The sequence below is a fragment of the Bacillus sp. FSL W7-1582 genome (assembly GCF_038593325.1).
Classification (GTDB): Bacteria; Bacillota; Bacilli; order Bacillales; family Bacillaceae; genus Bacillus; species Bacillus altitudinis.
Window position 1 is genome coordinate 2,710,743 of record NZ_CP151987.1, and the last position, 19,350, is coordinate 2,730,092.

General features: G+C 41.2%; 21 protein-coding genes and 1 riboswitch. Of the genes, 4 read left to right on the top strand and 17 right to left on the bottom strand.

From position 1 onward, the window contains the following. Positions 1 to 10 precede the first annotated feature (10 nt). From NSQ11_RS13910 to NSQ11_RS13935, 6 genes are all read right to left on the bottom strand, one after another. A complete protein-coding gene (locus NSQ11_RS13910; RefSeq protein WP_008342994.1) occupies positions 11 to 994 on the bottom strand; it encodes an ABC transporter ATP-binding protein in 984 nt (327 codons plus the stop codon). After that, positions 988 to 1,866, bottom strand: coding sequence for an ABC transporter ATP-binding protein (locus tag NSQ11_RS13915; protein ID WP_007501894.1), 879 nt, complete (start codon positions 1,864 to 1,866; stop codon positions 988 to 990). Before NSQ11_RS13915 ends, NSQ11_RS13910 begins: the two co-directional genes overlap by 7 nt. After that, on the bottom strand, positions 1,859 to 2,251 hold the full coding sequence (locus NSQ11_RS13920; protein WP_024719312.1) for a GntR family transcriptional regulator: 393 nt from the start codon (positions 2,249 to 2,251) through the stop codon (positions 1,859 to 1,861). The genes NSQ11_RS13915 and NSQ11_RS13920 overlap by 8 nt, the downstream gene beginning before the upstream one ends. Positions 2,252 to 2,268: 17 nt before the next feature. Beyond that, complete coding sequence (locus tag NSQ11_RS13925) at positions 2,269 to 2,448, bottom strand: hypothetical protein (protein WP_008342991.1); 180 nt, start codon at positions 2,446 to 2,448, stop codon at positions 2,269 to 2,271. A gap of 265 nt (positions 2,449 to 2,713) precedes the next feature. Beyond that, a complete protein-coding gene (locus NSQ11_RS13930; RefSeq protein ID WP_061419967.1) occupies positions 2,714 to 3,046 on the bottom strand; it encodes a hypothetical protein in 333 nt (110 codons plus the stop codon). Positions 3,047 to 3,196: 150 nt separating this feature from the next. Beyond that, complete coding sequence (locus NSQ11_RS13935) at positions 3,197 to 3,472, bottom strand: YtzC family protein (protein WP_017367895.1); 276 nt, start codon at positions 3,470 to 3,472, stop codon at positions 3,197 to 3,199. A 152-nt stretch (positions 3,473 to 3,624) separates the two neighbouring features. Here NSQ11_RS13935 and NSQ11_RS13940 point away from each other — a divergent pair, with 152 nt between their 5' ends. After that, positions 3,625 to 4,590, top strand: a complete 966-nt coding sequence (locus NSQ11_RS13940; RefSeq protein ID WP_342501132.1) for a TIGR01212 family radical SAM protein — start codon at positions 3,625 to 3,627, stop codon at positions 4,588 to 4,590. Then, complete coding sequence (locus NSQ11_RS13945; RefSeq protein ID WP_046344273.1) at positions 4,587 to 5,165, top strand: class I SAM-dependent methyltransferase; 579 nt, start codon at positions 4,587 to 4,589, stop codon at positions 5,163 to 5,165. Before NSQ11_RS13940 ends, NSQ11_RS13945 begins: the two co-directional genes overlap by 4 nt. 20 nt (positions 5,166 to 5,185) lie before the next feature. Here the strand turns inward: NSQ11_RS13945 and NSQ11_RS13950 are convergent, their stop codons facing one another. The 3 genes from NSQ11_RS13950 to NSQ11_RS13960 form a co-directional block, all read right to left on the bottom strand. Beyond that, positions 5,186 to 5,962 (bottom strand): sporulation protein, encoded by a 777-nt coding sequence (locus NSQ11_RS13950; RefSeq protein ID WP_254505681.1) that lies wholly within the window; start codon positions 5,960 to 5,962, stop codon positions 5,186 to 5,188. 222 nt (positions 5,963 to 6,184) lie between these two features. Then, on the bottom strand, positions 6,185 to 7,264 hold the full coding sequence (locus tag NSQ11_RS13955) for a tetraprenyl-beta-curcumene synthase family protein (RefSeq protein ID WP_017358359.1): 1,080 nt from the start codon (positions 7,262 to 7,264) through the stop codon (positions 6,185 to 6,187). Positions 7,265 to 7,293: 29 nt separating this feature from the next. Continuing rightward, positions 7,294 to 8,073, bottom strand: a complete 780-nt coding sequence (locus tag NSQ11_RS13960; protein ID WP_019743683.1) for an alpha/beta hydrolase — start codon at positions 8,071 to 8,073, stop codon at positions 7,294 to 7,296. Between the two features lie 45 nt (positions 8,074 to 8,118). On the opposite strand from NSQ11_RS13960, the gene NSQ11_RS13965 reads away from it, so the two are divergent. Next, entirely contained in the window at positions 8,119 to 8,634 is a 516-nt protein-coding gene (locus NSQ11_RS13965) for a gamma carbonic anhydrase family protein (RefSeq protein ID WP_008342977.1), read from the top strand. A 141-nt stretch (positions 8,635 to 8,775) separates the two neighbouring features. Here NSQ11_RS13965 and asnB read toward each other — a convergent pair whose 3' ends face one another. Both asnB and metK read right to left on the bottom strand, forming a co-directional pair. Next, positions 8,776 to 10,674, bottom strand: coding sequence for an asparagine synthase (glutamine-hydrolyzing) (gene asnB / locus NSQ11_RS13970; protein ID WP_017358361.1), 1,899 nt, complete (start codon positions 10,672 to 10,674; stop codon positions 8,776 to 8,778). 148 nt (positions 10,675 to 10,822) lie between these two features. Further along, a complete protein-coding gene (gene metK, locus NSQ11_RS13975) occupies positions 10,823 to 12,025 on the bottom strand; it encodes a methionine adenosyltransferase (protein ID WP_008342973.1) in 1,203 nt (400 codons plus the stop codon). A gap of 195 nt (positions 12,026 to 12,220) precedes the next feature. After that, a riboswitch (SAM riboswitch) is annotated at positions 12,221 to 12,355 on the bottom strand. Positions 12,356 to 12,581: 226 nt separating this feature from the next. Here metK and pckA point away from each other — a divergent pair. Next, positions 12,582 to 14,168 carry a phosphoenolpyruvate carboxykinase (ATP) gene (pckA, locus tag NSQ11_RS13980; RefSeq protein WP_007501908.1) on the top strand — a complete coding sequence of 529 codons (1,587 nt, stop codon included), beginning with the start codon at positions 12,582 to 12,584 and terminating at the stop codon, positions 14,166 to 14,168. A gap of 40 nt (positions 14,169 to 14,208) precedes the next feature. Here the strand turns inward: pckA and NSQ11_RS13985 are convergent, their stop codons facing one another. Genes NSQ11_RS13985 through NSQ11_RS14010 form a run of 6 tightly spaced genes read right to left on the bottom strand, consistent with a single transcriptional unit; the run spans position 14,209 to position 19,345 of the window. Continuing rightward, positions 14,209 to 14,451, bottom strand: coding sequence for a DUF2584 domain-containing protein (locus tag NSQ11_RS13985; protein ID WP_048003412.1), 243 nt, complete (start codon positions 14,449 to 14,451; stop codon positions 14,209 to 14,211). 39 nt (positions 14,452 to 14,490) lie between these two features. Further along, entirely contained in the window at positions 14,491 to 15,285 is a 795-nt protein-coding gene (locus NSQ11_RS13990; protein ID WP_048003413.1) for a prolyl oligopeptidase family serine peptidase, read from the bottom strand. 26 nt (positions 15,286 to 15,311) lie between these two features. Then, positions 15,312 to 16,793, bottom strand: coding sequence for a phytoene desaturase family protein (crtI, locus tag NSQ11_RS13995; RefSeq protein WP_252224471.1), 1,482 nt, complete (start codon positions 16,791 to 16,793; stop codon positions 15,312 to 15,314). Beyond that, positions 16,790 to 17,917, bottom strand: coding sequence for a glycosyltransferase (locus NSQ11_RS14000; RefSeq protein WP_046527564.1), 1,128 nt, complete (start codon positions 17,915 to 17,917; stop codon positions 16,790 to 16,792). Before NSQ11_RS14000 ends, crtI begins: the two co-directional genes overlap by 4 nt. Next, complete coding sequence (locus NSQ11_RS14005) at positions 17,902 to 18,648, bottom strand: lysophospholipid acyltransferase family protein (protein ID WP_252224472.1); 747 nt, start codon at positions 18,646 to 18,648, stop codon at positions 17,902 to 17,904. Before NSQ11_RS14005 ends, NSQ11_RS14000 begins: the two co-directional genes overlap by 16 nt. Continuing rightward, entirely contained in the window at positions 18,617 to 19,345 is a 729-nt protein-coding gene (locus tag NSQ11_RS14010; RefSeq protein ID WP_017358367.1) for a carotenoid biosynthesis protein, read from the bottom strand. Before NSQ11_RS14010 ends, NSQ11_RS14005 begins: the two co-directional genes overlap by 32 nt. Between the last annotated feature and the right edge of the window lie 5 nt (positions 19,346 to 19,350).

Below are 19,350 nucleotides of genomic sequence, written 5' to 3' on the forward strand. Positions count from 1 at the left end.
TGCTCTCTGTTTATCTTTTTCGATAGATTAAGAAATAACTCGTCAGTGCACCTACAGCTCCACCGATGCACATCCCAACAAAATATCCAATTAATGAATCTGAGGAAAAACCAACCCAGCCAAACCCTAAGACGCCAAACACGATCACCATAATTTGAATTGGGCGATCCATTATTGAATAAAGGAAGAATCGGCCATTTCGTTCAATTGGATGTTTAATAAAGCTAAACAAGCCAATAAGGTAAAATAGCAACATCATGACAATTGGAACGATGTATTCTTCACCATTGAACCAAAGCGGATATTCCTGATAAAAACTGTTAGCTGTAATATAAGTAATGGGGGAAATGGGCGTGATCAAGAAATTAAAGATTTTATCCAGCCACATCCCGCTTGTTTTAAAGATAAAATCTAAATGAAGGATTGGTAAACCAATCACTAAGTAAGGTAAAATAGCTGTACTAAATCCAACGATTGCTTGAGAAATAGCACTCCCTGTTAAAGCACCTGCTGCAAAAAACAAACTATAGATCATCAAGGCTGACAACAGTGCAGAAACATAAAGACTGTTAAATCCAGGTGTCTCTATTGGCCCAAGACCTAATTTTAATAAATAAATGAGAAGGTATGAAACAGCATGAACACTTGCAATAATTCCAGCACCTAAGAAAAACTTTGTGTGAAAGATGGAACTTCTACTAAACGGCAAGGATACGGTAAAGTCCATCTGCCCTTTATTTCTTTCAAATCCTAGCTGAATCACAGCAAAAAATATGCCCATGACCCATGAAAGTGAGAGAAATGCGTCCGTCTTAAAAATATAAGTGAATGTTGTTGTATCCATTAGACAGTCTCGGTTATTCAAACAATCTTGAAAGGTTGAGTACTCCATTAAGAGGGATAATGGCGTCGCAAAGACCGCAACAAGCATCACTAAAATGAATGTCAGCTCAGACTGCTTCCATTCCTTATATAACAATTGCCGCTTTACCATCTGCGTTTCCCTCCAAACTTTGCAATGAATACTTCTTCTAAATTTACAGGCAGTTCATGCCAGACTTTTGGTTCAAGCGATTTCAAATACTCTTTTGCTTCTTCATCTGTTTTGAGTACAAGTGCTGTATAGAACACACCCGCTTGATCTAAGATGGCAACGCCTTTTTTTCTAATACTTAAGTTCATATCCTCTTCAAATGCCATCTGGATTTTGACGTAGTCATTCTTTAATTCATCTAAATCCATAACACTTGTGAGCTGATTTCCTTCCAAAAACCCGATTCGGTTACACATACGCTCAATATCCTCTAAACGGTGCGATGTAATTAAAATCGTTGTTTGTCGTTCTGCCACCTCGTCAATCATCAGCTGAAGAACGTCATTTCTTGTGACTGCATCAATCCCGTCTGTCGGCTCATCTAACAAAATGACTGCTGGTTTGATGGCAAAACTTAAAATGAGAGACAGCTGTTTCTTTAAACCTGTCGACAATTCACGGTATTTCACTTTTTCCGGAATCTCATACCGGTTCACAAGCTCATTGGCATATGTCACGTCAAACTTTGGATACAGTTGTTTTAACAGCTTTACAAGCTGTCCATAATTGTACCGGTCAAAGTAGGGATTTACGACTGGCATATACACAATATTTTGCTTCACTAACGGGTGGTCTTTTACGAGTACATCTTTAAAATAAATCTCTCCTTCATCTGGAAGAAGGATTTGCTGAATCAAGCGAAGAAGTGTTGTTTTACCAGAGCCATTCCGGCCAAGCAGACCAAAGATCTCTCCTTCGCCTATCTTGAAGGAAACGTTGCTGAGTACTTCACGTCCATTTAATTTCTTTGATACATTTCTGACCTCAATCAACTTGTTTTCCTCCTTTTAGACTTGAGCTGATCTCCTCCAGCCACTCTTTGAGTTGATGAATATCAATACCGGCATAATGAGCTTCAATAATGAGTTGCCTTAATTGCTCCTTCATCTCTAACACCTTCCCTTCATTCAGCTTTAACTGTGCACCTTCTGTCACATACGTTCCACGGCCTCTTAATGTTTCAATAATTCCTTCCCGTTCAAGCTCTTTATACGCTTTGCTGACGGTGTTTGGATTCGCAATAATAATGGTGGCAAGCTCTCTCACAGAGGGCAGTTTGTCACCTGGTTTCATCACGCCTTTTAAGCACAAAATTTTTAATTGCTCAATGATTTGTTCATATATTGGTGCAGCGCTTCTTGGATCTATTTGAATCATGATGGCTCCCTCTTTTCTCATTCATGCTTTTGCAGTCCTATCGCTTGATCATGTCCTTGCATTAAAGGGACCGAATTTGGAATAAAATCTTTTTGAACTTCAAAACCAATGAAAACGAGAACGAAAAAAAATGTACATGCTAACGCAACAGCCAGCACCATCCACTTTAAATTGATTGGTTTTTTTTCTTTTTTCATGGTTAAACACCTTTCTTCACGTTTAAGTGTCTGTAGTGTATTAGTTGATGTAGTACACTTAATACAATATAGACACTTGATTGAAAAGTCAAGGGACTCTAGAAAAAAATAGGCAGACGAACCAGATAAAATGACGAAGCTACTTAAAAGCTTTCGGAAGCCAGGTTTGCTTCTGGTTTAGGGTGTTCAACACGTTAATCACTTTCATAATCGCCTGAAAAAGTGCATAATAAAAGACCCCTAATATTGAGGTCTCTACAATGTTTTAATTAGATACTATTACTTTGTTTTTGGACTTGCTTTTGAACAGGATTAGCACCCACCATACTAATAAAAATATATAGCCTATAACTGTAAAGATAGACCAAACTGCACCCTGTCGCAATTGACTAAATAAGTGTTCAAATTCATTCATTCCTTCTACTCTACCAATGCTATTTATCAGGCTAATAATCGGAATTGTAACAGTAAATACAATGGTTAGAATGGACAATCCCCTATGTTTATTTTTCACAACACTGAATATTGCGGTTCCTAATGTTGCTAAGAAAAACAAGTAATATAATGCCCAAAACCAATCAGGAAGAGTCTCCAACATTTCTTCTACCCCCTTGAAGATATTTGCAATTTCTATATATAACATACTTTAACAGAACAAAAACCTATTACAAATATATATCCAAAAACAACAATCTTTGCGAAAACAGCCAAAAAATAAAAACAGACCCTTAAAAGAAGGATCTGTTCATCATTCGTTCTCGTATGAAATACCTAAAATCATTTGGTTTTGCAGACTTTGAATTTGTACACGCGTTCTGTCTAAACGTTCTCTTTGCTGATCATTGGCGACATCTTTTAACTTTTCTAATTCATTCACCGCATCCTCAAGCATGAGCTGCGCTTTTGAAAATTCTTCTACGTTATAATGTTCTTGGCGAGAGCTCAAATCAAACTGTTCGCTTGCAAACTCAAGAGTCTCAGTGCTTTTTTGGACAAATTCATCGATTGATTTTCTAGTTGCCATCTAGCCATCCCTCCATTTCATCATTGCTCTCGCCTATTTTGCCCACGTAAAGCTTTTTCACTAAAGAAAATGTTGGACAGATTCAATTGTCCTCTTTCGTGATTTTTGTTAAACTTTAAGGATGCCTATTATTATGCAAGGAGGTTACTGACTTGGATCAGCATAACCCTTTTTTATATTCAAACAGCGAAAAACGTTATCACACATGGAATTATCATTTGCGTGAGCACTTTGGTCATAAAGTATTTAAAGTCGCATTAGACGGCGGCTTTGATTGTCCAAACCGTGATGGTACTGTCGCACATGGAGGCTGCACATTTTGCAGCGCAGCAGGATCTGGTGATTTTGCAGGGAACCGGGCGGATGATCTCATCACTCAATTTAATGAAATCAAGGAGCGGATGCATACAAAATGGAAAGATGGAAAATACATGGCGTATTTCCAAGCTTACACAAACACACATGCGCCGCTTCCTGTTTTAAAAGAAAAATACGAAACCGTCATGAATCTGGATGGAGTGGTTGGTTTATCGATTGCCACAAGACCTGATTGTCTGCCAGATGACGTCGTGGAATATTTAGCTGAGTTAAATGAGCGGACGTATCTATGGGTTGAACTTGGTCTACAAACTGTACATGAGCGGACAGCGATGCTCATCAACCGTGCTCATGATTATGAATGCTACGTAGAAGGTGTAGAAAAACTGCGAAAACATGGCATTCGAGTCTGTTCACATATCATCAACGGTCTTCCTCTTGAAAACCGAGATATGATGATGGAAACAGCAAAAGCTGTCGCTGATTTAGATGTACAAGGAATTAAAATTCATCTACTTCACCTGTTAAAAGGAACACCGATGGTGAAGCAATATGAGAAAGGTAAACTAGAATTTCTCAGCCAAGAGGAATATGTTCAGCTTGTCTGTGACCAGCTGGAGATCCTGCCGCCAGAAATGATTATTCATCGTATTACAGGCGATGGTCCCATTGAATTAATGGTAGGTCCAATGTGGAGTGTGAATAAATGGGAAGTGCTCAATGCCATTAATGCTGAGCTTGAAAGGCGTAACAGCTACCAGGGCAAACGCTTCATCAGATTGGAAGAAGCGGCAAAATGATTTTAAAACGGATGCTCCCTTTTAGTAAAGAACTGTTAGAACGTGCATGTCAAAAAGGCGATATTGTCATTGATGCAACGATGGGAAATGGCCATGATACACGCTATTTAGCTGACCTTGTCGGGAAGGATGGACAAGTTTTCGCATTCGATGTACAGAAGGAAGCCATTGAGCAAACAAGCAAAAGACTTGGTGAGCACTACCCTTACGTTCACCTGATCCATGACGGACATGAACAACTTGCTGAGCATCTGCCAGCCGAAGCTTATGGTCACATATCTGGTGCAGTGTTCAATCTTGGGTACTTACCAGGAGGCGATAAAACCGTCACGACTCAGGCCCATACGACCATTGAAGCGATCAACCAGCTCATGGATTGGCTTAAGCCTGGAGGTCTGATCGTTCTTGTGATTTACCACGGTCATCCCGAAGGAAAAAAAGAGAAGGACATCCTTCTTGATTATTGCAAAACACTCCATCACGAAGAAGTACAGGTGATCTCTTATCAATACATGAATATTCAAAACGATCCGCCCTTTGTGGTAGCCATCGAAAAAAAACTCAAATCCTCTTAATGGATTTGAGTTTTTTTTATTTAATAAGCGTATTGGTCAATGATTTCTTCAAGCACTACTTCCAGCTCTTCTGCATCTGCAAGCTCTGATTGAGTAAAGCGGACACGTACAAGCTGTTCTCCGTCATTATACATTTCTTCCAGCCAGCCACGCAGCCCTCTTGCTCTACGGTCGACTTCAAAAATGATATCTAGCCCCTCTTCATCAATGAAGAAAATCACCTCTAACTCATCAAGCATTTGACGATAATAGTCGGAAGTCGGTATGAACTCAAACTCTTGAACAAAGGGAAGGCGGCGCCTAAAATAAGGTGCTTCTTCACAGTCTGCTTCATGAAGGTGAAAGCCTAAGTTTCCAACAGCTTCAAGCACACGTTTCACCCAAGGGTGCGCGCTTACGAAAATGCGGTCATGATCAAATTTATCAATACCACCTTGAATATCAAGGTCTGTCACAACAGCCACCTCTACTTTACCTACAGTCATTGGTGTATCAAGAGGAAGGTGAAATGAGAATGTAAACTGATGGGCTTCCCCAGGCTGAATTGTGAATGATTCAGTCACTCGGACAGAATGGATGGTTGTGTGTTTTCGCTGCTCTTCATCATCTTTTACAATGGTGTACCATGTTTTCAACTTTAAATCAATATAGCGAATATCTTGAGGCACTTTTCCGCCCTTCACATGGACTGTTCCCTTTACTTCTTCTCCCGGTTCATACGCATCTTTCTCCAAAATTGTATCCACTTTTGCTGCACCGATTCCTACACTTGCTGCAAACTTTTTAAAAAATGACATATTCGACCTTCCCCTTTTTTAAGTTTTTCAACAAATATACGTCATAAGGAGTAGATACGATCAATACTTTTCTCCTATTTTTCGTACACTAAGAATAATATCGGCAGCAAATAAGAGGATTGTAATCATAAAAGAACTGTACATGGTCCAAAGCGAAACAGTTCAAAACAAAAAAGCTTGTAGAAAAACATTTTCTACAAGCTGATGAGCTTATTTTATACGTTAAGAAGATTTCATCCAAGGCATTTTCTGATAGGTTCGATAGGCTCTGCCATTGATATAGAAAAAGAACGATGTTTTCCCGCTTGATTTGATCAACCGCTTTGCCAGCTTGTTCATCTCTTTTTGAGCTGTCACTTTTTCATCAGACAAATAGACCGCAAGTAACCCTCTATTGATTAGTTTGTGAAAATTCTCGTGTGGAATGCCTTTCAACTGTTCATCCGCTTTTTCAATAAAATGCTGTAGTCTATCCATCATCTCATGATGAGAGTTGTAGTACGAGCAAAAATTCAAATCGCCTTCCAGCCTGTCCTCTTCTTGGTCGATTAAATAGTCCAGTAAGATGTGCAGACCTTGAATATAAGGGAAATAGCTTTCGTAAATTTGCTTCGCCTGCTTCTCTGTAAAATCAGGCTGCAGTGCATAAGCCACAAGACAGAAAATGCCCAGCGTTGATCCTGCACATGCGGAAAACTCATACCACTCCATTTTCGGTAAATCCTTTTCATACTGGCGGAACCATGACTCTAATCGAGGTTCACGCTCATGAGGAACCACATGCTTATGTACTTGTAAATCACTATAATAATCACACAGCGTATGTAAATAGGGCTGAATGATCGGATAATGCGCTAGACGTGACAGCACATCTTGGCACGTCCTGACTAGCGCATGCAGGTACCCATGATCCTCTTGATCATCACGGAATTGATAATACGGCTTAAGCTCCGCATGAATATCGAGTGCATCTCTCATTGCCTGATGCAGCATATGAAAATCCTTTGGATCAAGTGATGTACTGCGGTCACACAAGTTATCTAAATAATCGCTAATCGTTTGGTACGCCACAATGAATTCAATACACGTTTCCTTCGCTTCACCTGCAAGCAGAGATAAAATTCCCCCGCCTTCACAGTGAAAGGTTTTACTGGATATGCTCGCTAGTGCCTGCGTTCTCAGTTCTTCATTTTCAATCATTTCTGCATGAGCCCGCCACTTTTTTAGCTCCTGATGAACTAGCGGAAAAATATCTTTATACACCTTCGTCATCAGTGCAAAAGGACGTTCTGGTACTGACAAATCAATCCACCCCCAACTTAAGCTCACAATTAAATATATTGATCAGTAAAGGCTCTTGCCGCCTTAAACACATCTTCTCGCTCGGGCTCATTAAAAATTTCATGATAAAGCCCTTCCCATTCACGGTATGATTTATTGGTTGATTCAATGCCATTGAACCATTTCATCACTCTTGTTTTATCTACTATCTTGTCATCGCCTGCCTGCATGAGCAGGAGCGGAATCGACCGAAAGACATTCGTTGGCTGCATCGCCGCATCGATATTTTTCACCAGTTCTCGATACCAGCGAACCGACACCTTCGTCACATAAAGCGAATCATTCGAATCTGCCTCTATCACATCTTGATTCCGTGTGGCAAGTTCGATCGACAGCCCGGATTCGACTTTAAAAGACGGCGCCAGCACATTTAGCCCTTTTGACGCAAAATCCATCAGCTTCTTCGGTTTAAATTGCAGACCTAAACAAGGTGATGATAAAATAAGGCCATCAATCTTCGTATGGGTATACTGCTTGAACCATTCAATCGAAATCAGTCCCCCCATACTATGTCCAAGTAAAAATGTCGGAAGTCTGAACGACTTCGCATGTTCAATCCATTCATCCACTGTATCAATGTATTCTTGAAAAGAACGAATGTGGCCTCTCGCACGTGTCGATGTCCCTTGCCCAGGCAGGTCACCCATGACGACGTGATAGCCTGCATTTCGCCACATTTCGATCAGCCATTTATATCGGCCATGATATTCACTAGCACCATGTACAATGACAATTGTACCAACCGGTCTTTCAGCATGCCAAGTCCACAAAGTAAACACCTCACAAATGTTGTATTAAGAAAGGAAGTCGAAAAAGTGATTTATCCATATCATCAGTTTACACCTGAGATTCATGAATCGGTCTTTGTTGCAGAAAACGCCACCATTACAGGTGATGTCACAATAGGAGAATATTCAAGCGTTTGGTTCCAAACGGTCATTAGAGGCGATGTAGCTCCTGTCAGAATTGGAAAAAACGTCAACATTCAAGACTTATCCTGTCTGCATCAAAGTCCTGGAAAAACACTTCTTATTGAAGATGGTGCTACCATTGGACACCAAGTCACATTACATAGCTCTATCATTCGAAAAAATGCCCTCATTGGCATGGGATCCATCATTCTCGATGGTGCGGAAATTGGCGAAGGAGCCTTTATTGGTGCAGGCAGCCTTGTCCCGCAAGGAAAAGTCATCCCAAAAGGTTCACTCGCTTTTGGCCGTCCAGCCAAAGTCGTTCGCCAGTTAACAGATGAAGATATCCAAGACATGGATCGTATCCGCAGAGAATATGTAGAAAAAGGACAATACTATCGTTCCCTTTTATCGCGTTAACATCATACATGTATCTTCACTTTATCATGTTTTTTTCAGGATATTAAGCAATAACTGTGTACCGCTTGTTATTTTACCCTTTTCCACCACTTTCTATCATGACAAAAAAGGTTTTCAGCACAAAGCTGAAAACCTTTTTCATTAGCTAAAAATAACTTCTTTCGGCTGGTGATTCAACTGCTCTGGATCAATGCTGCGCTCTACATAGATGCTATGCCAGATCATAAAGATCAGGACAGTCCAAATCTTACGGCTATGATCTGCTTTTCCAGCACAATGATCATTTAATAAATCAAGAACATATGCCTTGTTAATGTATTCATCTGTTTGACTGTTTTTAATGATATCTTTCGCCCAAGCGTTCATCTCATTTTTCAGCCAATGACGAATTGGCACAGGGAAACCTAGTTTTTTACGGTTTAACACATGGTCCGGCACAATGCCTTCTGCTGCTTTACGCAATAAATATTTCGTTGTGCCGTCTTTCGTTTTCAGCTCTTCTGGAATTTTAGAAGCTGCTTCAAATACGACCTTATCAAGGAATGGAACACGAAGCTCAAGAGAATTCGCCATTGTCATCTTATCTGCTTTAAGCAGGATATCCCCGCGCATCCACGTATGGATATCAACATATTGCATTTTGTTAATATCACTGTAGCCTGCACTTTCCTCGAAGTATGTTTTCGTCACGTCACGATACGTGATGTTCGGATCATACTGCTTTAAGAGGTTTTTCTTCACTGGCTCTTCAAAGATTTTTGCATTGCCGATATAACGTTCCTCTAATGGCGTACAGCCGCGAACGATAAAGCTCTTCCCTTTCATTCCTTCTGGCATTAAACGAGCCAGACGAAGAAGAAGCTTTTTCAGCATGGATGGTACAGATTCAAAAGGCTTTAGAGACAGCGGCTCACGGTAAATATTATATCCACCGAACAGCTCGTCTGCTCCCTCACCTGAAAGAACAACTGTGACTTGTTTTTTCGCTTCTTTTGCCACGAAATACAATGGAATCGCCGCTGGATCAGCCAAAGGATCATCTAAATGCCAGACGATCTTCGGAAGCTCATTCATATATTCCTCAGGAGAAATCACAGCACTAAAGTTTTGCAATCCCAGCTTATCAGCTGTTTCTTTTGCTACATCCACCTCACTGAATCCATCCTGCTGGAAACCAACAGAGAATGTCTTCAGTTCAGGGTGAAATTCCTTTGCGACCGACACGATGAAAGAAGAATCGATCCCGCCTGATAGGAATGAACCAACAGGCACATCACTTCTCATGTGGACTTTTACAGAATCATAGATAGCATCACGTACTTCTTCTACTAATTTCTGCTCTTGTGTTTGCTCAGGTTTGAATTGAACTTTCCAGTAAGTCTTAAATGCAATGTCTTGGCCTGGACGCAGTGTAAACTGATGACCTGGCTCAACTTTGTGCACTTTTTGATCAAGTGTATTTGGCTCAGGAACGAACTGAAAAGACATGTACTGCTGCAAAGCAGTCTCATCAAATAAAATGTTCTCATTCACAGCCATTAAGCTTTTGCGTTCAGAAGCAAAGTACACTTGGTCATCTATTTGTGTAAAATAGAGCGGTTTAATGCCGAAAGGATCTCTTGCGCCATATAATAACTGCGCTTCTTTATCCCAAATTAAAAAGGCAAACATGCCGCGAAGCTTCGATGCCGCTTCTTCTTTATAGTGACGATATGTGGCAAGAAGGACTTCCGTATCAGAATCTGTGCTGAACGTATAGCCTTTTTTCACAAGCTCTTCTTTCAGCTCCACATAGTTATAAATTTCTCCGTTGAAAATAATCCAATATTTTTCATCTTCATAAGAAAGCGGCTGCTTTCCGTGTTCAACATCTATAATACTTAAACGTCTAAATCCAAATCCTACATGCTCATCATGAAAGTACCCCTCATCATCCGGACCTCGATGAACGATGAGACGATTCATTTGCTTAATTAACTCTTCCTGCTCAGTAGTTTCGGACAATGGACGGTGATTAAATACACCAACAAACCCACACATATTATTGCCTCCACGTTATGTTATTTCTTAAAAGTAGACCTATAATTAGACAGTATTTTGTCCAATTTTGTTTCACATTTTTACGCTTTTTGTAGAATTTTTTTTAATCAAAAGGAAAACCGCTTAAAATAAGCGGTTTTGTATGTTGTTATTCTCCTAATGCTTCCTTGCGAAGCGTGTCGGCTTTATCCGTTTTTTCCCATGGAAGATCCAAGTCATGACGGCCAAAATGTCCATATGCAGCGGTTTGTTTATAGATCGGACGACGTAAGTCAAGCATTTTAATAATGCCGGCTGGACGAAGATCAAAGTTTGCACGTACCACTTCAATTAATTTCTCTTCAGAGGCTTTTCCTGTTCCAAATGTATCAATTGAAATGGAGACAGGCTGTGCAACACCAATTGCATAAGCAAGCTGTACTTCACATGAATCTGCAAGACCAGCTGCTACGATGTTTTTCGCTACATAGCGAGCCGCATATGCTGCAGAACGGTCAACCTTCGTTGCATCCTTACCAGAGAAAGCACCGCCACCGTGACGAGCATACCCGCCATAAGTATCAACGATGATTTTACGTCCAGTTAAACCAGCATCCCCTTGAGGTCCACCGATGACAAAGCGGCCTGTTGGGTTGATGAAGTATTTTGTTTCTTCATCGATCAGTTCACTTGGAACGACAGGGCGGATGACATGCTCTTTTAAGTCGCTTTGAATTTGTTCAAGCGTCACTTCTGGTGCATGCTGTGTAGAAATAACCACCGTATCAATACGAACTGGTTTGTTTTGTTCATCATATTCAACTGTTACTTGAGTTTTTCCGTCTGGACGAAGGTATGCAAGTGTTTCATTCTTGCGTACTTCTGTTAAACGGCGAGATAATTTATGTGCAAGAGAAATCGGCAGTGGCATAAGCTCTTCAGTTTCGTTGTTTGCAAAACCAAACATCAAACCTTGGTCACCTGCACCGATCGCATCAATTTCTTCTTCAGTCATTGTTCCTTCACGTGCTTCAAGCGCTTTGTCTACACCTTGCGCAATATCAGCAGACTGTTCATCAATTGATGTAAGAACCGCACATGTTTCCGCATCAAAACCATATTTCGCACGTGTGTAGCCAATTTCCTTAATCGTGTCACGCACCGTCTTTGGAATGTCGACATAAGTAGACGTTGTAATCTCACCGCTTACTAATACGAGACCGGTTGTTACAGAAGTTTCACAGGCAACACGTGCATTTGGATCTTTCTTTAAAATTTCATCCAAAATGCTGTCTGAAATTTGATCACAGATTTTATCTGGATGTCCTTCGGTCACTGATTCTGAAGTAAATAAACGACGATTTTGACTCATAATGGCTATTTCCTCCTGTACAAGACCACATCATCCCAAGATGAGGCCTCCAATATGATACGGAACTCGTTCCCTCTTATATTTCAACATGTTTATATTAGAGATGTTATTGGCAATTTGTTCATATGATATCCCAAAAATAAAAAAACCATTTCCTTCATTGCGAGGAAAGGGTCTGAGATCGCATGCCTTTCACTCTTATCGCTCAAGGTGTTCTTGTACCTTGCATCAGGTTAGCACCTTGGTTTCTCAGCATGTTCATGCCTTTTTCATAAGAAACCGGTTGCTGGGCTTCATCGGGCCTGTCCCTCCACCAACTCGGGATAAGAGTATCCGTTCAATAAGATATCTTATCTTAAACCCTTGCGTCATGTCAATGGTTCATAGGAATTATCTCCCCTTTTTTTCACCTCATCATTAGCATCACCAAAAAGCATATTTTCATAGCAGAAATGAAAAAACACACACAAAAATGTTTAAATAGTATAGACTATTATTATCAATGTGTTATACTAATCAAAACAAACAAATTCAACGGTAAAGGAAGGGTTTTTTTATGAACTCAGTGGATTTAAAAGAAGATTTGCAGTCATTGCTCTCATTAGAAAATACGCACCAAAATTTATCTGTTCCGAAACTTGTTGAAAAGATTTTGGCACGTAATGAAGGCGTTTTAACTTCAACTGGTGCTGTCCGCGCCACAACTGGTGCCTACACTGGACGTTCGCCTAAAGATAAATTCATCGTAAAAGAAGAAAACTCTGAACATAAAATTGATTGGGGTCAAGTCAATCAGCCGATCTCGAAAGAGGCATTTGATCGTTTATATACAAAGGTTGTGTCATACTTAAAAGAACGTGATGAACTATTTGTCTTTGATGGTTTTGCCGGTGCTGACGAAAAATACCGTATGCCAATTACAGTTGTAAATGAATTCGCTTGGCACAATCTCTTTGCAAAGCAACTATTCATCAGACCTGATGGATCAACACCATCATCAAACGAAAAACCTTTCACCATCTTATCTGCACCTCACTTTAAAGCAGATCCTGAAACAGATGGCACAAACTCTGAAACGTTTATTATCGTTTCTTTTGAAAAACGGACGATTCTGATCGGTGGAACAGAATATGCAGGTGAGATGAAAAAATCCATTTTCTCTGTTATGAACTACCTGCTTCCTGAACAAGATATTTTATCAATGCACTGCTCTGCTAACGTCGGTCAAGAAGGCGATGTTGCTTTATTTTTCGGCCTTTCAGGTACTGGAAAAACGACGCTTTCTGCAAGTGCAAGCCGCAAGCTGATTGGAGACGATGAGCATGGCTGGTCTAACACAGGTGTCTTCAATATTGAAGGCGGATGCTATGCAAAATGTGTGAACTTAAGTGAAGAAAAAGAACCACAAATTTACAAAGCTATCAGCTTCGGATCAGTGCTTGAAAATGTAGTACTTGATGAAGAAACACGTGAAGCAGATTATGATGACACATTCTTTACTGAAAATACACGTGCGGCTTACCCAATCGAAATGATTGATAACATCGTGAAACCAAGTATTGCAGGTCACCCATCTGCCATCGTCTTTTTAACAGCTGATGCATTCGGCGTTTTACCTCCAATCAGCCGTTTAACGAAAGAACAGGCGATGTACCACTTCTTGAGCGGTTACACAAGTAAATTAGCGGGAACTGAGCGTGGCGTGACGTCACCAGAAACAACGTTCTCTACTTGCTTTGGTTCACCATTCTTGCCACTTCCTGCTCATGTCTATGCTGAAATGCTTGGTAAAAAAATTGATGAGCACGGCGCAAAGGTATTCCTTGTGAATACAGGCTGGACTGGCGGCGGCTACGGTACGGGCAAACGAATGAATCTTGCTCATACAAGAGCAATGGTGCAGGCAGCGATCGAAGGCGATCTTGACAACGCTGAAATGATCACTGACGACATCTTCGGGTTACACATCCCGCTTCATATTCCAGGAGTGCCAGATGAAGTGCTTCAGCCTGCTAAAACATGGGACGATCAAGAGGCTTACAAAGAAAAAGCAAACTTCCTTGCAAATGAATTTAAAAAGAACTTCAAAAAATTCAGCCATGCAGCAAGTGATATTGAAGCAAAAGGCGGACCACTCGTCTAATCAAAAGGAAAAAGCTGAGGGAATGAATCCCTCAGCTTTTTTAGTTCGTTGAATGCAATGACATAAGACGGTATGTCACCTTCGTGATATTGTCTGTGAGCTCCAGCTTTTCAACATGTGCTGTTCCCGTTTTTTCTCCGTCTTTCGTTTTACGCACCTCAAGCGGAATATTTAATGGATAAATGCGGTACCCTTCCTTCATGAGCTCAAACACATTTTCTTCAATTCTTGTCTCTTTTCCTTTTGTGACAATCATTGTATTAAATTCAACAGGCATTCCCATAATGAAAATCCCCCTACTTTCTATATTTCTTTCTACCGTTTATTTTACCACATTTCCGCCTTTTCGGCTGTGCATCCATGTCGTCAACCGTCTGACAATCTCCCGGTTATGCTGTGGCGGGAAATAATGATGATATCCGTGAAAATACCATGTTTCCACAGACTTGCCATGCTGACGCAGGGCATCTTCTAATAAATACGCATGCTCAATGGATACATTCTCATCCAGCTCCCCATGAATGATTAGGACAGGTGCTTCAATTTGGTGCACATGATTCAAAGGCGTTCTAGCCTCATATGCTTCTGGTATCTTATGCGGAGGACCTCCTATCACACGCTTCATCATTCTTCTCATATCCACACGTTCTTCATAGGTGAGCTTCATATCACTTACGCCTCCCCATGTCACAAAGGAAGCGGCCTCATGCTTCATTTCAACAGCGGTCCATATGCCCATAATTCCGCCACGGGAAAAACCAAAGATATGAATGCGCTCCTGCTTCACCTTTTGATGATGTTTCAACAGCTGAAATGCAGCAAATGCATCTTTCCGGTCTTCTCCGGCAAAATCCTCGTTCCCTTCGCCTCCTTGATTCCCTCGGTAGAAGGGCGCAAAGACGACAAACCCTTGCGCAGCAAATTGCACAATTCGGCCAGGTCTAACCATTCCCACATTTTTAATGCCGCCCCGTAAATATAAAAAACCGTCATAGAGACCTTCTCCGGCCGGTTCAGCGAGCAGCCCCTTCATCCGAAGTCCATCGGCCTCATATGTCACTGTATATAAGTGAATATGCGGATGTGGCGACGGGAACCTTCTCTTTTCCACAATCACTTGAATTCTCTCCTTTTCATTCGGTGTTACGTTAAATGCTTGATGATGGCTTCTGCGACGAGCTGTCCTGATTTTGTCACCATCGGAGTGCCGCCGCCTGGATGACTTGTGCCGCCAACAAACCAAAGTCCTTCAATATCCTTTGATTGATTATTGATGCGAAAAAATGCCTGCTTGAATGAGTTTGACGACATGCCATAAATGGCCCCATGATACGCTCCCGTTTTTTGCTGTAAATCAAGCGGGGTTTGTACCGCTTCAAATTCTACAAGCTGGTCAAGATCAAAGAGACCCTTTTCCTTTAGTTTTGTTTTCATATGCTGGCCATATGTCTCCTTTAGCATGTCCCAATTTTGCTCTTTTGTCACATATGGCGCATTGGCTAATACAAACAAGTTACTTCTTCCTGGCCCTCCGCTTAAAGCTGGCTCTGAATGACCTGAATAACAGATGTAAAGCGTCGGATCATGAGGAAGCTGTTTTTTCTGAAAAATATCCTTGAATTCTTGTTCATAATTCTCTGGAAAAAACACGTTGTGATGAGACAATTGTTCATAGACTTTAGGGACGCCCAACAAAAGAACAAAACCTGATAACGATGGCTCAATGTTTGCCAGTTTTTGATTTCCAAAGCTCGGGCGGTCTTCTTCATCAATTAATTGGCGATAAACAGTCAGTGCATCTGCCCCCGCAATGACTTGATCTGCCTCATATAACTGCTGATCCGTTTCAACTCCTTGGATTCGCTTATTCTTTACATGAATCTTTTTGACCGATTCATTGAGATGAATTTGGACACCCAATTCCTTTGCCAGTGTCTCAAATGCCTCAACTAAACGATACGTACCGCCCTTAATACCATAAATGCCTTTTTCTCCTTCTAAATAAGCCATCATATTAAAAATAGCAGGTGCCTCGTATGGAGAAGAGCCAATGTAAGTCGCATACCGGCCAAACATCGCCAATGTATGAGGATGACGAAAATATTGACGCAGCAAGCGCTGAACAGATGTAAAAGGTTTGACAGCAAGAAGGGCTTTCATTAGCTTGACATCCGCTTTATCCTTCCAGGTCAATAATAAACGATTTAAAAACTGTTCCTCTGCCATTTGAAAAAGCTTCTTCGATTCCTGTAAAAATGCCCGGTATTGCTTTGCATCCTCTGGACTAAAAACTGCAATTTGTGATTCCATTTGCTCAATATCTGGCGTAAACTCGACCGTATGTCCATCTGAAAAAACATTTTTAGTAAGGGGAAAAATCGGATAAAACGTCACATAATCCTCCATTCGCCTATGACAGGAGGTAAATACTTCCTCAAAATACGCCTTCATTGTAATGGTACTCGGTCCTAAATCAAAAGAGTAGCCAGACGCTTGATGGCGTTGTAATTTCCCGCCTAAAGAAGCTTCTTTTTCTAAAATGGTGACCTGGAAACCGCGTGACTGTAAGCGAATCGCAGCCGATAACCCGCCAAGTCCGCCGCCAATAATGATCACTTTTTTCATTCGTACCTTCTTCCTTTCCATTCATAGCCTTCTTTTTTCAGCCCAATTTTCATAGAAGCAAAACCAATGGCCATCAGGCTCATGATACTGACAGGCAATAAAAAGGCCATCGTAGACGTTCTTCCATTTTCGATATCAATGACCGCTTTAATGGATACACCAAGCCCGTAGCAAAGAAGGGCTAAACAGAGATTGACCACATCAAAATGAATCAGTGCGATCATAAAGCAAATAACAGGAACTACATAAAGGACGGAGTATAAACAAAAGACACTGCTTAACAAAGCAATGCTTCGATTCACTCCCGGGAACAAATTTTTCCGATATCCTTCCCATACTTCCTGTCCACTCTCATACATTCTCATGTAGACAAAAGAATGAATACTTGCCAGTGTGAACGGAAAGCCCTTCGCTTTCACTCGTTTAGCCAAAGCCATATCATCCACGAGCGAATCCTTGATCGCTTCATGACCACCTATTTCGTGATAACAGTTCTTTTCAATGGCAATAAAGCCGCCATGTGCTGCGGCAAAAGCAGGATGTTGAGATGTTTTGACCCACTTCACTGGCAGATGGCAGCCAATCGTAAACATCATCATAGGAACGACAAGATGCTCAAAAGGCGTTCCCGTTTTTTGCTCTGGGAAACCTGAAAGCATGCCCGTTTTTTGTATGCATAACTGCTTGTACACCGCTTCAATAGCTCCTTGTTTTAAGCGGACATCTGCATCTAAAAATAACAGCCAATCAGAAGATGCTGCCTCAGCAAGCTGGGAACAAGCATATGATTTTCCAAGCCATCCTCGTTTCAGTACTTGACCTGACTGCACGTGAATCCATGGATATGTCTCTGCGAATCCCTCTGCAATCATTCTCGTCTGATCTGTCGAGTGATCATCCAGCACGATCAACTCTTTCGGATGGAGACGCTGATCAACAATCGACTGAAGGCAGGCTTCCAGCCGTTTTTCTTCATTTCTCGCTGGAATGAGGATCGATAATGAAATGGGTTCATCAGGTGAAAGAGATGCCGGCTTGAGTACAGGAAATTGCTTCATATTCCAAATCGTAAACATCAATTGGCAGAGCAGCAAAACACTGATGACAATTAAGAAGACCGCCATGTTTTCACCCACTTTTTAAAGGAATCAAACGCATCACTAGTTGACCGGCTTGTCCTTGTCACCTGCCTAAATTGTTCGTTTGTTGAAAAATCTGGATCAGCAATAATCTGTGCTTGATGTGCGTTTAACTGTGTTTCAAGCAGGTCTCCGAGTAAACTTGTTACTTCCTTACTGCGAAGTGATCCGCCAGCTACTAGGACATCTTCTCCAAACTCAACCGATACCGTTGGTTTTTGAAATTGATTAAATGTATAATGCAGCGTTACAGGTTTTATGACGACCTGCTCAAATTGCCTGACTAAAAAAGAAGCTCCGCCTTCCAGTTCAATCGGCCTTATGTCTTGGTGCATAATTTTCCCCTGCGGGAAGAGCCACACACCCCCGCCAGCCTCCATCTTCTCCTTTGCGGTCATTAATGCCTGCTTGACACTTTTCAGCTTCTCTTTATGGACTGGAAATGCACCAAGTTTTTGAAAAAAAGCATATTGCTTCAACTGCTTCTCTTCCATCATCATGGCATGATCCAGCTCAGACATTTGTTCTATTAAAAGAAAAATGATCAGTCCATCCCACCATGAACTGTGATTAGCGAGATAAAGAACAGGATGCTTCTCCTTTGGGTCAACCGTACCTTTCATCATGACACAGCGAAAATGTTTGTTCAGTAAATATCGTTTAAGATAAAAATAAAAGAGTCGTCTAAACGATCGGTTTTTGTCGCTTTCTTTCAAATCGAACCCTTCCTTCACACAAGATGACAATGATCAGTGCTAAATAAAAAATGACATCCAGCCCGCCCTTTAATGCTAAAAGACCAAAGAAGAACACCATGGCCTGATAAATACGTCCATTCCAGCGCAATGCCTGCTGATCAATGGAAACGAGCGGGAACAGAAATGAAAGTCCTGCTCCAATGATACCCCAGCTGACAAAATTCTCAAAAGGGATACCAAAGAAACCTCCGCCGTCATACCACACCCAAAACTTTCGTTCAGCCGCTACCGGATCTAATATGAGATCAAGCAGCACAATCCATATACCCGTTTCGACGGCTCGCTTCCACTTCGATTGTTGTCTTGATAAAAAAAGACTATTTAAAAACACACCAACCCATGCAAAAGCGATCGTCAAAGGCACTCCCGCCACAAGAAATCCTAGCGTCGGATAATAATCATAGGCCCCAAAAGGAAAATCAGTTGTGATTCCCACCCATTCAACCGTAAACGTCAACACACCCACAATGGCTGCTCTTACGATCACAAAGCTCCATGCCCCGTAGATATTTCGTCCAATCTCAATGACGCAGCAGGCGTAAAGCACAAGAAAGATACCATTCGCAAACTGAAGCCATGCCGGCACTTCAAAAAAGACCATTAAAATAAGACCCACTACATACCATCCAACAAATACCCAACTCAATCTATACACGAAAC